Genomic DNA, 13,163 nt, shown 5'->3' with positions numbered 1-13,163 from the left:
TCCTTGGTGGGATTCTGGATTGCTTCGTCGCTTCGCTCCTCGCAATGACGGTGGTAAACGTCACCCATCTCCAAAGTCACCCCCGCCACCCGCGCGCTCACGTCCGCCGGTATTGCCTTCACCATTCATACATACGACTACGATCCCGACGCCGAGAGCATCGGGCTTCAGGCCGCCGCCGCCCTCGGCGAGGATCCGGCGCGCGTGCTCAAGACGCTGATGGCGCTGGCCGACGGCAAGCCGGTCTGCGTGATTGTCCCGTCCGACCAGGAAGTCTCGATGAAGAAGCTCGCCGCAGCCGTGAGCGGCAGGTCGGCGCAGATGATGAAGCCGCCGGAGGCCGAGCGCGTCACCGGCTACAAGGTCGGTGGCATCAGCCCATTCGGACAGCGCAAGCAGGTCGGCACCGTGATCGAGCAGAGCGCGCTTGCGCATGAGCTCGTCTATCTCAATGGCGGTCAACGCGGCTTGCAGGTGCGGATGAAGCCAGCCGATGTGCGGGATGTCGTGAAGGCGGTCGTGGCGGACGTCCTGGCGTAAGCGTCTCGTCTACTGCTTCTGCAGCAGCTTGAGCCGGCAGCGCAGCGCCTCGCGGATATGAGCGCGCGCGAGCTGCTCGGCCTTGTCGCCGTCGCGCTTGGCGATGGCCTCGATGATGGCCTGATGTTCGGCGTGGCTGGTCGAGGGGCGCCCCGTCACCGTGAAAGTGGTTGGGCCGAGCAGGGCGATCCAGTCCTGCAATTCGCGCGAGGCATTGTCGAGATAGCGGTTGCGAGCAGCGCGGCAGACCGCTTCGTGAAAGGCGCGGTTCAGCCTTGCCATCTCAGTGGCGTCGGTCTCGGACGCCTCAACAAAAGCCTGCTCGATATCCCTCAGTGCGTCGATCTCGGGCGCCGAGGCATGTTCAGCCGCCAGGCGCGCCGCGGCGCCTTCCATGATCTCGCGCATGGCGTAGAGCTCGAGCACTTCCGAGATATCGAGGTTACGAACGATCAGCCCGCGGCCGCCGGCGGGCTCGACGAAGCCACGCGCTGCGAGACGGCCCAGGGCTTCGCGCACCGGCGTGCGGCTGACCTTGAGCCGCTGCGCCACTTCCTCCTCGCGCAGGCGGTCGCCGGCGCGGTAGCTGCCGGCCTGGAGCGCCTCGCAGAGCGAGCGGAACACGGCTTCGCCCAGCGCGACTCCTTCGCCGCGCACGATCGATCCGCCTGCCTTTGCCGGTCGCCTGGCCATGGTCCCTCACGCTGCATTCTGCCCATGCAGAGATGCCGCTTGCACCGCATATGTATATCTTTGTATACAAAAGTACGCAATGGTGGACCGGTTGACCTGGGCCGCGGGCGGGCAGAATGTCTCCAACCTCGTCGCATCGGGCAGACGGCATGAGCAGCAAATACGATGTGCTGGTGATCGGCGGGGGCAACGCGGCGCTGTGCGCGGCGATCGCGGCGCGCCGCAGCGGCGCCTCGGTGCTGGTGCTCGAAGGCGCGCCCAAATTCTATCGGGGCGGCAACACCCGCCACACCCGCAACATGCGTTGTGCCCACGATGCCGCGACCGAGATCCTGACCGGCCCCTACACCGAGGAGGAGTTCTGGGAGGACCTGCTGCGCGTCACCGGCGGGCAGACCGATGAGGTGCTTGCCCGTCACATGATCCGCGAGTCCAAGGACATCCTGAACTGGATCGTGGAGCAGGGCGTTCGCTGGCAACCCTCGCTTGGCGGGACGCTGAGTCTCGGCCGCACCAACTCCTTCTTCCTCGGCGGCGGCCGGGCGATGCTGAACGCGCTGTATCTGACCGCCGAACGTCTTGGTGTCGCCATCGAATACGACGCCGAAGTCACCGACCTTGTGATCGAGGACGGCATGTTCCTCGCCGCTCGCTTGAAGCGGCCGATCAACGGCGAGACCGAGATCCGCGCGACCTCGCTTGTGGCCGCCGCCGGCGGCTTCGAAGCCAACATCGAATGGCTGAAGCAGTATTGGGGCGAGGCTGCCGATAATTTCCTGATCCGCGGTACGCCCCATAATCGCGGCTCGATCCTGAAGATGCTGCTCGACAAGGGCGTACAGCAGGTCGGCGATCCCACCCAGTGCCACGCGGTCGCGATCGACGCCCGCGCGCCGAAGTTCGACGGCGGTATCATCACGCGCCATGACTCCGTGGTGTTTGGTATCGTCGTCAACAAGCATGCCCGGCGCTTCTACGACGAGGGTGAGGACATCTGGCCGAAGCGCTACGCGATCTGGGGCCGGCTGGTCGCGGCGCAGCCCGACCAGATCGCCTACATCATCTTCGATTCAACCGTCGTCACCAGCTTCATGCCGACGCTGTTCCCGCCGATCGCGGGACAGACCATCGCGGAGCTTGCCGGCAAGCTCGAACTCGATCCGGCCGCTCTGGAAAAGACCATCACCGAGTTCAACGCCGCGGTGCTATCAGGCACGTTCGACCACACCATTCTGGACGATTGCCGCACCGAAGGCATCACGCCGCCCAAGACTCATTGGGCGCGCAAGATCGAAACGCCGCCTTATCTTGCTTATCCAGTGCGGCCGGGCATCACCTTCACCTATCTCGGCACGCGCGTGACCAAGGAAGCGCGGATGCTGATGGCTGACGGCAAACCGTCGGCCAACATGTTCGCCGCCGGCGAGATCATGGCCGGCAACGTGCTCGGCAAGGGTTACGCGGCCGGCATGGGCATGACCATCGGCAGCGTGTTCGGGCGGATCGCAGGACGGGAAGCGGCGAAACATGCACGGAACTAGGATTCTCGATGAAGCCGACCGTCTGATGACGGTCTGCAATTCCTGTCGCTACTGCGAGGGTCTTTGCGCGGTGTTTCCTGCCATGGAAATGCGTCGCGCCTTCTCCGACGGCGACCTCAACTATCTTGCCAATCTCTGCCATGCCTGCGGTGCCTGCTACGTCGATTGCCAATTCTCGCCGCCGCACGAATTCAACGTGAACGTTCCGAAGACACTCGCGGTCGCGCGCGCCGAGTCTTATGCGGCCTATGCCTGGCCCAAGGCGCTGTCCGGCGCCTTCGCGCGCAACGGGCTGGTCCTCAGCATCCTCGTCGCGATCAGCATGGGCGCCTTCATTCTCGGCTTTGCGGCACTGAATGATAGCAGCGTGCTTTTCGGTGTGCACACCGGGCCCGGCGCCTTCTACAGATTGATGCCGCACAACGCGATGGCCGCGCTGTTCAGCGCTGCGTTTCTCTTTGCGATCCTGGCGCTGGTCATGAGCGTGCGCGCATTCTGGCGCGAGATCGGCACGCCCATCGGCGGCCATGCCGACGGGGGCTCCATCTTCCAGGCGATCCGCGATGCCGGCGAACTGCGCTATCTCGATGGCGGCGGTGTCGGTTGCTACAACGAGGACGACAAGCCGACCGACCGGCGGAAGCTCTTCCATCACCTGACCTTCTACGGCTTCCTGCTGTGCTTCGCTGCAACCTCGGTGGCCACGCTCTATCACTACCTGCTCGGGCGCGAGGCGCCGTATCCATGGTGGGATCTGCCGGTTGTGCTCGGCACGCTCGGCGGCATCGGCCTTGTCGTTGGCCCGATCGGCCTGTTCGCGGCCAAGATGCGACGCGATCCGGCACTGCTCGACGAGATCAGCTACGGAATGGATGTCGGCTTCATTGCCATGCTGTTCCTCACCGGCCTCACCGGCATGCTGCTTCTGTTCTTGCGCGAGACCTCGGCGATGGGACCGCTGCTGGCGCTGCATCTCGGCGCAGTCTTCGCGCTGTTTATCACCATGCCCTACGGCAAGTTTGTGCACGGGATCTATCGCTTCGCGGCGCTGGTGCGTTATGCCCAGGAGCGCCGGACCGCGGCTTAGCCGTCAGGCTCGGCTAAAGCGGTAGTTGCGAAGAAACGCGATCGTGTGATCCATCGCGACGTGGTCGCGGGGCAATCCTGTACGGGAGGTCTTCACGACGATATGGTCGGCCATACCGCCCAGCATTGCGCTTTAAACTGAGACCCTCCCGTCATTCGGCTTGGGCAGGACGACAGACCGGCGAGCGCATCGATGAGCGGCTGCCCGCGATCACACCGAAGGGATAGTCCACTTCGGGCAGGGCGTCCGGCCGGGGTGCCGTCGTGAGCTCGAGCCCGGTGGCCCATAGACGGCGCGGTAGAGTCGAGACCCGCTCAGGAGATCGGCGACCTCGCTGCCGATACCTATCTGGACTTCTTCGCCGAGCACGCCAATCTGCTGCGCTCGCTGTTCGAGCATCGGATGGAGGACGACCGTCCTTATCCGGACGACATCCTGCAGATGGTGATGGATGCTTTCGCCTTGATGCACCCACCGCTCATGCGGGTCCTCCCCGAGGCGGACGACGTCAAGATTGCGCTGCTCTCGCGCACCCTGTTTTCCGCCGTGCATGGGATCATCTCGCTCGGGCTCGAAGAGCGCATGGTCGCCGTGCCTCCGCAGATGCTGCGCCAGCAGGTCACGCAATTCCTGGACGCGCATCTCGTCGGTCTCGGGATCCTGCCGGCACGATAACGGCGACGATCGCCGTCACGCGCGAGCGGCTTCGCGGGGCCTTGGGGCGACGAGAACGACATCCGGTTTGCCGTTGTCGACTTGAACCCGGTTGCGACCCTTTTCCTTGGCGCGATAACAGGCGGCATCCGCCCGGCGCATCGCTTCCTCGAGCGTGGTGCTGCCCTCGGCGATGCAGGCAACGCCGATGCTGGCAGTCACGGCAAAGCAGCGATCGTCCCAGGCGAAGCTGAACCCTTCAAGCGACCGTCGCAGCCGCTCGGCAATATCGACGGCCTCGTATGGCGGACATTGCGGCAGGATCAGCCCGAATTCGTCACCGCCGAGTCGGGCGACCACGTCGTATGACCGCCGGTCCTGCTGCAACAGGCGTGCGACCTGACACAGCAGCCGATCGCCGGCGAGATGGCCGCAGTTGTCGTTGACGGCCTTGAACTGGTCGAGGTCGAGCAGGATCAGGCTCAGCGAGCGCTCGCTGCGGCCATCGAGCTCGCTCTGAAGTCGCGCCTCGAAGGCTCGCCGGTTCGCGATACCTGTCAGCCAGTCATGCGAGGCTTGAAAGGCGAGACGATCCTTTTCCGCATGCAATGCGTCCTCGAATGCCAGCCTTTGCAGCACCAGTCGCCGTGTGTGCCAGATCAGGAGCAGGATCAAGATCGCGGCGGTCGCGATGTTCAGCCAAGTCAGAGTCAGTTTGATGGTGCGGGAGCCTTCGCCCAGGACCGTTGAGAACCGCTCGGCATGCCCCGTGAACTGCCTGTTCAACTCCGAGAGCCGTGACGAGAGGAACTGCCGGCGACCGCTGTCTCTGATGGGGCCGTCCTTCAGTTCACTCCGGATGACTTCACCGAACACGCTGAGCTCCAGCAGCATCGGATCGGTGGCAGCCCACTCCCGAATCGCCTCCTTGAGAAAGCTGACCTGGTTGAAATAGCGGAACAGCCAGATCAGGCCAGGAACGTCGTCCGGGTGGTTGCCGCCTTGCAGGAAGCCGATGCGCGCGGTCTCGATGTCGACCGGATCACTCTCGAGCGCCCATCTTGCATACTCATCGCCGATGGGGACGGCGAGCGAGGTCCGGTATCGTGCAAACTGGCTGGCTTCCCCCGAATGCAGATAGAGATTGAGGAAATAGACGGCGTTCTTCTGCGAACGCGACCACATCGCCTCGCCCGCGACATATGCGCGAACCGACGACATCACCTCCAGGCTGAATCCGGCGATCGCCGCCTGCAGCACGACGACCATCACGAACGGCGAGACGAGCTTGATCGCGTGAAGGAAGCTGCGTTCCTTCGCCGACGTTGCTGTTCTGCGAAACACCCTGCGTTCCCCAAATCATTCAACGACCCAGCCGATCGTTCGGCTGATAACGCGAACCTTGCGGGAATCCTGCTTAACTCGACATGAGAAAGCCGCGAGATCGTCTCTCAGGGTGAAAGCGACGTGAAACAGATGCGCGCAGATCGTCGCAAATGCTACTCAGCCGGAACCGCCGCGGTATCGGCGCGCCGATACCGCGAATCCGGCCGTTCCGATTTACGCAATCGAGAGAATCTGGGCTGCTGCTAAACCAATACTGGCTTGCGCACACGGCCGGCGTTGCCGAACACGCGCAAATAGCGCTCGATCTCCGAGGGTATGCCGGTCGCCTTTTCCGGGTTGTCGGAGAGCTTGACGGCCGGACGTCCGTCGACCGACGACACCTTGCAGACCAGCGAGATCGGATCGAGATTGAACGAGCCGTCCGGCGCGCAGCCGACGAAGTCGTTGGTGAGATTTGTGCCCCAGCCGAACGAGAGCCGCACGCGGCCTGCGAAGTGGTGATAGGTCTCCTCGATCGAGCCGACGTCCATCGCGTCGGAGAACACGAGCAGCTTGTCCTTGGGATTGCGGCCTTTCTTCTCCCACCAGGCCACGATCTCCTCGCCGGCCTGGATCGGCGGCGCGCTGTCGGGGCGGAAGCCGGTCCAGTCGGCCACCCATTCCGGGGCATCGCGCAGGAACGCCTTGGTGCCGAAGGCGTCCGGCAACGCGATCAGCAGATTGCCGCCATAGGTCTGGCGCCACTGATCGAGAATGCGATAGGGCGCCCAGCGCAATTCCTCGTCGTCCCTCGCCAGCGCGGCCGCGACCATCGGCAGCTCATGCGCATTGGTACCGATGGCTTCGAGATCGTTGTCCATCGCGAGCAGCACGTTGGAGGTGCCGATGAAGGACGGGCCGAGGCCTTCCTTCACCGCCTCAACGCACCAGCGCTGCCAGAGGAAGCCGTGGCGGCGGCGGGTGCCGAAGTCGGACAACCGCAAATTCTCCAGCTTGCGCAGCCGCTCCACCTTGGTCCACAGCTTGGCCTTGGCACGGGCGTAGAGCACGTCGAGTTCGAAGCGGCCGCGGCCCTTCATCGCCGAACGTGAGCGCAATTCGTTGAGGATGGCGAGCGCCGGAATCTCCCACATCGTGGTGTGGGTCCAGGGCCCGTGGAAATGCAGCTCGTACTGGCCCTCGACCTTGCGCAGCTCGTATTCGGGAAGGCGGAATTCGGCCAGCCAGCGGATGAAGTCCGCCGAAAACATGTGGGTCTTGCCGTAGAAGGTGTTACCGGCGAGCCAGATCAGCTCCTTCTTGGAGAAACGGATGGTCCGGGCGTGGTCGAGCTGGGCCCGCAGTTCGCCCTCGTCGATGATCTCGGCAAGGCGTACATGGCGCGAACGGTTGATGACTGAAAATGTGACCTGCTGATCCGGATAGTCATCCCGAATCATCTGCAACATCAACAGCTTATAGAAATCTGTATCGAGCAGGCTGCGGATGATGGGATCCAGCCGCCAGCTGTGATTGTAGGTTCGGCTCGCAATGTCGGTCACTGTCATGGCCGAATTCTAGCGTGACGGCCCGCGCGCAACCAGTGGATTTCGGACGGAGCATCGTCACGGCGCGCCGGGCCTGGTGCGGCCGAACCCAACTGATCCTCTGCAATCGTGCCTTACATCGCGTCGAACTGCCCGGTCAGCGTGACGCGCGGGCCGTGCGTGTAACGGTCCGGTGTGAAACCGGCGTTGGACGAGCCGGCCTGGTTGAACACGTTGACGAACGCATCGAGCCGGTAGCTGGCGCCAAGCTTGAGGTTCTGCGTCAGCCAGTAAGAGGCGCCGACCTGAATATCGGCGCTCAGCACACCGGCAAACAGCCGGTCGTTACCCGTTCCGATCTGGTCGATCACCGTGGGCGGCGGGCTGCCAACAAACAAGCTCCTCCCTGTGATCTGCGATTGCTGCCGACCCAACAGTAGGGCGACGTCGCCGCTATAGTCGAACGACCATTGGCCGGCGAATCGGACCGAGCCTTCCAGGCCGATGAGGGGGCCCGCGCCCAGGAAGCTCGCGCGTGCGTCGTTGTAATTCGCGATCGTGATGGAAGCGCCGGCGCCTGTGCCAGCCTGGACATCAGAGTCCGAGCTCCGGGCGGTGAACTCGGCCACGCGAAGACCTGCCTTGAGCTGAAGTGCATCTGGGCCGCGCCCGGCAAAGTCACGCCCGATCGCAAGATCAGCAAGCCAGTGAGTTTCCTTGTAGGCTGCCGCGAAGGTTTCCGTTCCCGTTAGCCCGCCGCCGGCGATGCCGATCGTTCGCGTGCCGTTGCTCGAGCCGCCTTCGCAAGAATCTTTTTCATTGTATTCACCTCGTCCCACCAGTGGCGCGACCGTGGCGAGGAATCATGGATTGCGCATCAACCGTTCGGTTGAACTCGTCCGGCTGCCGCGCTTGACGCGACATTTCCGGGCGCTGGTGTGGCCGATCGGCCGCAGCGGTGCTGACGCCTGGATCAGCCGCCGGCAACCGTCGCTGCGATCGTTTCGAGCTGGCTCCTGATCCAGCGATGCGCGGGGTCCTTCTGGTAGCGCTGGTGCCAGACCATGAACATCGGCAGCTCGGCCAGCGTGCGCGTGCGCGAGGCAAGCGGAATCCGCGCATGCGCGAATCCACCCATCACACCGGAGGCGAGCAGGCTCGGCATGCTCGCCAACATCTGCGAGCCGCGCAGGAAGGACGGCACACCGGAGAAGCTTGGCACCGAGATGGCGATGTCGCGGTGGAAGCCGTTGGCCGCAAGCCGGCGGTCGAAGTCGAGCCGCTCGTTGTCGGTATAGACCACGGTGATGTGACGGGCGGCGAGATAAGCGCTGCGGCCCGCCGGGGCGGCGCGCGCCTTGGGATCGAAATAGCAGACGTAATGATCGCTCAGCAGCCGCTTCTGCACGATGTCGATGCCAACAGGCGGCAGCGGCGTGATCAGGAGGTCGCAGCGATTCTCGCGCAGCATGGCCGGCGAGGGCGATTGCGACGGGATCACGCGCAGGTTCAGGCTCTTTACTCGCGCTGCGACGTGCTCGAAGAAGCGCGGCAGCAGCAGGTCGCGCTGGAAATCGTTGGCGGCGATCGTCAGCGAGAGCTGCGCGCTCGCCGGTTCGAACGTGACGCCGCCGGCGAAGCTGCGCATCTCGTCGATCAGCGCGCGCGCCTTTGCGGCGAGTGCCTGGGCATGGGCGGTCGCGACGATGCCGCGGCCGGATTTCGCGAACAGCGGATCGCCGGCGATGCGCCGCAGCTTGTTCAGTCCGTGGCTGACGGCCGACTGGGTCAGGCCGAGCCGCGTGGCGGCTGACGTGACCGAGCCCTCCTCCAACACGGCGAGGAACAGCTCGAGGGCGTGGCCGTCGAGGGCCAAATGATCGATTTCCTTCATACTATGCATTATAATTGATCTATTTATTTGTGGAATAGCCCGGGCGATGATCTCGCCAACACGCCGCGCCAGCACCGGTCGCGGTCAGAGGGAGAGACACCGCCGATGAATGCCCAAGCACCAGCCTTGCGCGATCCCCGCCTCAACCGCCCCGAGCCCTTGACCCCGCCGCTTGGCGACGGCGCTTTCTTCCAGCGCGACCGCTCGATCCATCCGCCGGCGCACGCCCCCGGTTACAAATCCTCCGTGCTGCGTTCTCCGCGCCAGTCGCTGCTGTCGCTGGAGAATTCTGTCTCCGAAATCACGGGACCGGTATTCGGCCACAACGATCTCGGCCCGCTCGACAACGATCTGATCCGCAACTACGCCAAGGACGGGGATCCCGTCGGCGAGCGCATCGTCGTCCATGGCCGCGTGCTGGACGAGACTGGCCGGGGCGTGCCGAACACGCTGGTCGAGTTCTGGCAGGCCAATGCCGGCGGCCGCTACCGGCACAAGAAGGACACGTATCTTGCGCCGATCGATCCGAATTTCGGAGGTTGCGGCCGCGCGCTGACCGACGACACCGGCTACTATTATTTCCGCACCGTGAAGCCGGGGCCTTATCCCTGGCGCAACTACGTCAACAGCTGGCGACCGGCCCATATCCATTTCTCGGTGTTCGGTTCGGGCTTTGCGCAGCGGCTGATCACGCAGATGTATTTCGAGGGCGACCCCCTGATCCCGATCTGCCCGATCCTGACGACGATCCCGGACAAGGACGCGCTCGATCGCCTCGTGGCGCCACTCGACCTCAACGCCTCGACGCCGTTCGACTCGCTCGCCTACCGCTTCGACATCGTCCTGCGCGGCCAGCGCTCCACCTATTTCGAAAATCGCACCGCGGGGAATTAAGATCCATGGCGCAGCCGCTCAACTATCTCAAGGAAACCGCTTCGCAGACCGCCGGGCCCTATGTCCATATCGGCCTGATCCCGGCCATGGCAGGCTTCGACATCTTCGAAAAGAACTTCTCCAATGTGCTGGTGACGCCGAACACGCAGGGCGAACGCATCACGCTCGAAGGCAAGGTGCTCGACGGCACCGGCACGCCGCTGCGCGACGTGCTGCTGGAGATCTGGCAGGCCAATGCGGCCGGTCGCTATAACCACCCGGCCGATCGCTCGGCCGGCGCGCTGGATCAGGATTTCCGCGGCTGGGGCCGCGCGGGCTCCGACTTCGAGAGCGGGCTGGTGACTTTCGAGACCATCAAGCCCGGCGCGATCGTCGACAAAGCGGGTCGCAAATGCGCGCCGCACGTCAACGTCTGGATCGTCGCGCGCGGCATCAACATCGGATTGAACACGCGCCTCTATTTCTCGGATGAAGAGGCCGCCAACGCCGCCGACCCGGTGCTCAACCTGATCGAGCAGCCGGTGCGACGGGCGACCCTGATCGCAAAGCGTGGCGAGCGTGCCGGCAAGGTCGTGTATTCCTTCACGATCAATTTGCAGGGGCCTGAGGAGACGGTGTTCTTCGACGTCTGATTGATCCCAGCTGCAATGAAACGGCCCCAACCAACGGTGGGGCCGTTTCTGTTGTCGGCATCGCTTCGGGCAGTGAGTCAGACGAAAGTCTAGCCAGCGGCCGCGATCGGTTGGGAACCAAACCGCTTCTGGATCTTTGCTTCGACAGGTTCCTCGCGGAGGGTTCCATGAGCAATCTGAAAGAGCGCGAAACCGCCCCGGACGTCTACAATCTGTTTCTCGCGGCGGTTCTCTTCCTATCGCCGTGGCTGTTCAAGCTGACGAACAGCCAGGGCAAGATCGACCTTTGGATCACGAGTGCGATCATCGTTGTGCTCTCGCTTGCGGCCATCATCGCCTACCGTGATTGGGAGGAGTGGATCAACGTTCTCATGGGCGTCTGGCTGATTGCCTCGCCCTGGCTGCTCGGATTTCCGCACACCCGCGCGATGCATCTGAGCATCGGTTTCGGCATCGTCATCGTGCTTTTGGCATTGCTTGACCTCTTCCTGCACTACGAGAAGAGGCATCCGGAGGATATGTCCGCAGAGTCCGGGCACGAGGCGGCACGACAATAGCGCGCTACTCCCCGTCGTGGAGCTGTGTGCGAAAGGCGCTCGGGGAAAGCCCGGTGGCCGAAGTGTAGACCCTGCTGAAATAAGCGGGGTCCTCGAAGCCGAGTGCGTAGGCGATCGTCGAGACCGGCAGGTTGGTGTAGACGAGGTTCCGCCGCGCTTCGCGGATCAGCCGGTTCAGGATCAGGTGCGAGGCGGTATCGCCGGTTGCCGCGCGCGTGATGCGGTTGAGATGCGTCGGCGTGATCGCGAGCGCCTTCGCGTAATCCGCCACGCTCCAGCGCTCCAGATGATGCTGTTCGAGCAGGGCCTCGAAGCGACGGAATAGATTTGACTCTGCGCTGACGCCGCTGCCGCTCTCGCCCGTGAGCGCACGTGCCACGAGACCGATCATGGCCGCCGATAATGCACGCAGCACATGCGCCCGGCCGAAATCGCGTGCGGCATGCTCGGCGAAGATCTGCTTCATCGTGGCGCGGATCTGCGCCGTGCCGCGCACCACGGCCGATCTCGACAGCACCCCGCGCAGCCCCTCGGCGGCAAGCAGCGCCTCGTCCAGGATTTCCGCAGCGATGGTCAGCACCCAGCCCTGGGTTCCCGGAGTGAAGCGGAAGCCGTGGACATGACCGACCGGCACGTTGACGATCTGCATCGGCTTCAAGGGCACGACCCGTCCGTCGAGCGTCGCTTCGCCGCCGCCGCGCTCGATCAGCAGCACCTGGTGCAGCCGGGCATGCCGGTGCACGGCAAGGGTCCAGTCGTGCAGCACCGAGCGGGACGCGATCGTCTCGCAATGGACGACGTCGGGCAGGTCGCCGGACTCGCCGAACAGATTGTAGACCCGGATGGCCGGGGTGGGAGCTGTGGTTCTCATGTTCGAATAGTACAAGACAATGGCGAAAGCCTCCATCGGTCCTGTCAGCGGAATCTGCAAAAAAGTGCCGACGGGAGGACAGAAAAATGAAAGTACAGGTCTGTATCATCGGTGGTGGGCCGTCCGGGCTGCTGCTGTCCCAGCTGTTGCACCTGAAAGGCATCGATACGGTCGTGTTGGAAAAATCCAGCCGCGACCACGTGCTGTCCCGTATCCGCGCCGGCGTGCTCGAGCACGGCTTCGCCAGGCTGATGCGCGAGGCGCAATGCGGCGAGCGGATGGACCGCGAGGGCGAAATCCACAATGGATTCGAGATCGCTCATGACGGCGTGCTCTCCCATATCGATCTGCACAAGCACTCCGGCGGCAATTCCGTGCTGGTCTACGGCCAGACCGAGTTGACGCGCGACCTCTACGAGGCGCGCGATCGTCTCGGCGGCAAGGTGGTGCACAATGCGGAAGACGTGACACCGCATGATCTGACATCGGATCGGCCTTACGTGACGTATCGCGCGAACGGCGAGACCATCCGCGTCGATTGCGACTATATCGTCGGCGCCGACGGCTTCCACGGCGTCAGCCGCAAATCGATCCCGAAGGACGTGCTGCGTGAATATGAGAAGGTCTATCCGTTCGGCTGGTTAGGGGTGCTGTCGCGCACCAAGCCGGTCTCTCCGGAACTGATCTATGTGAAGCACGACCGTGGCTTCGCGCTCTGCTCGCTGCGCTCGCAGGTCCTAAGTCGTTATTATGTCCAGGTGCCGCTCACCGACAAGGTCGAGGACTGGTCGGATGATGCATTCTGGGCCGAGCTCAAGCGTCGCTTACCGGACGAGGTCGCCGCGCGACTGGTCACCGGCCCATCGATCGAAAAGAGCATCGCGCCGCTGCGCAGCTTCGTCGCGGAGCCGATGAGCTATGGCCGCC

At 63.8% G+C, this 13,163-nt stretch carries 13 protein-coding genes and 1 pseudogene; 8 read left to right on the top strand and 6 right to left on the bottom strand.

Features of this window, described 5'->3' with window-relative positions:
- The first annotated feature begins 66 nt into the window (after positions 1-66).
- Positions 67-540, top strand: a complete 474-nt coding sequence (gene ybaK, locus IF809_RS31300) for a Cys-tRNA(Pro) deacylase (protein ID WP_462839476.1) — start codon at positions 67-69, stop codon at positions 538-540.
- Between the two features lie 9 nt (positions 541-549).
- Here ybaK and IF809_RS31295 read toward each other — a convergent pair whose 3' ends face one another.
- Positions 550-1,233, bottom strand: a complete 684-nt coding sequence (locus IF809_RS31295; RefSeq protein ID WP_453980269.1) for a GntR family transcriptional regulator — start codon at positions 1,231-1,233, stop codon at positions 550-552.
- 149 nt (positions 1,234-1,382) lie between these two features.
- Here IF809_RS31295 and tcuA point away from each other — a divergent pair, with 149 nt between their 5' ends.
- From tcuA to IF809_RS31280, 3 genes and pseudogenes are all read left to right on the top strand, one after another.
- Positions 1,383-2,774: an FAD-dependent tricarballylate dehydrogenase TcuA gene (gene tcuA, locus IF809_RS31290; RefSeq protein WP_462839460.1), complete on the top strand. Its 1,392-nt coding sequence runs from the start codon at positions 1,383-1,385 to the stop codon at positions 2,772-2,774.
- Positions 2,761-3,861 carry a tricarballylate utilization 4Fe-4S protein TcuB gene (tcuB, locus tag IF809_RS31285; protein ID WP_453980267.1) on the top strand — a complete coding sequence of 367 codons (1,101 nt, stop codon included), beginning with the start codon at positions 2,761-2,763 and terminating at the stop codon, positions 3,859-3,861. The genes tcuA and tcuB overlap by 14 nt, the downstream gene beginning before the upstream one ends.
- A gap of 327 nt (positions 3,862-4,188) precedes the next feature.
- Positions 4,189-4,536 (top strand): annotated as a pseudogene (locus tag IF809_RS31280) (WHG domain-containing protein); the annotation flags it as partial.
- 15 nt (positions 4,537-4,551) lie between these two features.
- Here IF809_RS31280 and IF809_RS31275 read toward each other — a convergent pair.
- The 4 genes from IF809_RS31275 to IF809_RS31260 form a co-directional block, all read right to left on the bottom strand.
- Positions 4,552-5,859: a GGDEF domain-containing protein gene (locus IF809_RS31275; protein ID WP_453980266.1), complete on the bottom strand. Its 1,308-nt coding sequence runs from the start codon at positions 5,857-5,859 to the stop codon at positions 4,552-4,554.
- Positions 5,860-6,104: 245 nt separating this feature from the next.
- Positions 6,105-7,409, bottom strand: a complete 1,305-nt coding sequence (gene pncB / locus IF809_RS31270; RefSeq protein ID WP_128968014.1) for a nicotinate phosphoribosyltransferase — start codon at positions 7,407-7,409, stop codon at positions 6,105-6,107.
- Positions 7,410-7,522: 113 nt separating this feature from the next.
- Entirely contained in the window at positions 7,523-8,017 is a 495-nt protein-coding gene (locus IF809_RS31265) for a hypothetical protein (protein ID WP_462839459.1), read from the bottom strand.
- A gap of 344 nt (positions 8,018-8,361) precedes the next feature.
- Positions 8,362-9,291 (bottom strand): LysR family transcriptional regulator, encoded by a 930-nt coding sequence (locus IF809_RS31260; RefSeq protein ID WP_453980264.1) that lies wholly within the window; start codon positions 9,289-9,291, stop codon positions 8,362-8,364.
- A gap of 96 nt (positions 9,292-9,387) precedes the next feature.
- Here IF809_RS31260 and pcaH point away from each other — a divergent pair, with 96 nt between their 5' ends.
- The 3 genes from pcaH to IF809_RS31245 all read left to right on the top strand — a co-directional run bounded on the left by pcaH (position 9,388) and on the right by IF809_RS31245 (position 11,365).
- Positions 9,388-10,176: a protocatechuate 3,4-dioxygenase subunit beta gene (gene pcaH / locus IF809_RS31255; protein ID WP_128968011.1), complete on the top strand. Its 789-nt coding sequence runs from the start codon at positions 9,388-9,390 to the stop codon at positions 10,174-10,176.
- Positions 10,177-10,181: 5 nt separating this feature from the next.
- Positions 10,182-10,808, top strand: a complete 627-nt coding sequence (gene pcaG / locus IF809_RS31250; protein WP_462839458.1) for a protocatechuate 3,4-dioxygenase subunit alpha — start codon at positions 10,182-10,184, stop codon at positions 10,806-10,808.
- Positions 10,809-10,975: 167 nt separating this feature from the next.
- Entirely contained in the window at positions 10,976-11,365 is a 390-nt protein-coding gene (locus IF809_RS31245) for an SPW repeat protein (protein ID WP_128968009.1), read from the top strand.
- Between the two features lie 4 nt (positions 11,366-11,369).
- Here the strand turns inward: IF809_RS31245 and IF809_RS31240 are convergent, their stop codons facing one another.
- Positions 11,370-12,272 carry a helix-turn-helix domain-containing protein gene (locus IF809_RS31240; RefSeq protein ID WP_128968008.1) on the bottom strand — a complete coding sequence of 301 codons (903 nt, stop codon included), beginning with the start codon at positions 12,270-12,272 and terminating at the stop codon, positions 11,370-11,372.
- Positions 12,273-12,322: 50 nt separating this feature from the next.
- Here IF809_RS31240 and IF809_RS31235 point away from each other — a divergent pair.
- A partial coding sequence (locus tag IF809_RS31235) for a 4-hydroxybenzoate 3-monooxygenase (protein WP_462839457.1) occupies positions 12,323-13,163 on the top strand: 841 nt, incomplete at its 3' end.

Source organism: Bradyrhizobium sp. UFLA06-24 (genome assembly GCF_054967145.1).
Note: the sequence above shows the minus strand (reverse complement) of the source record. Positions and strands in the feature narration are given on the sequence as shown.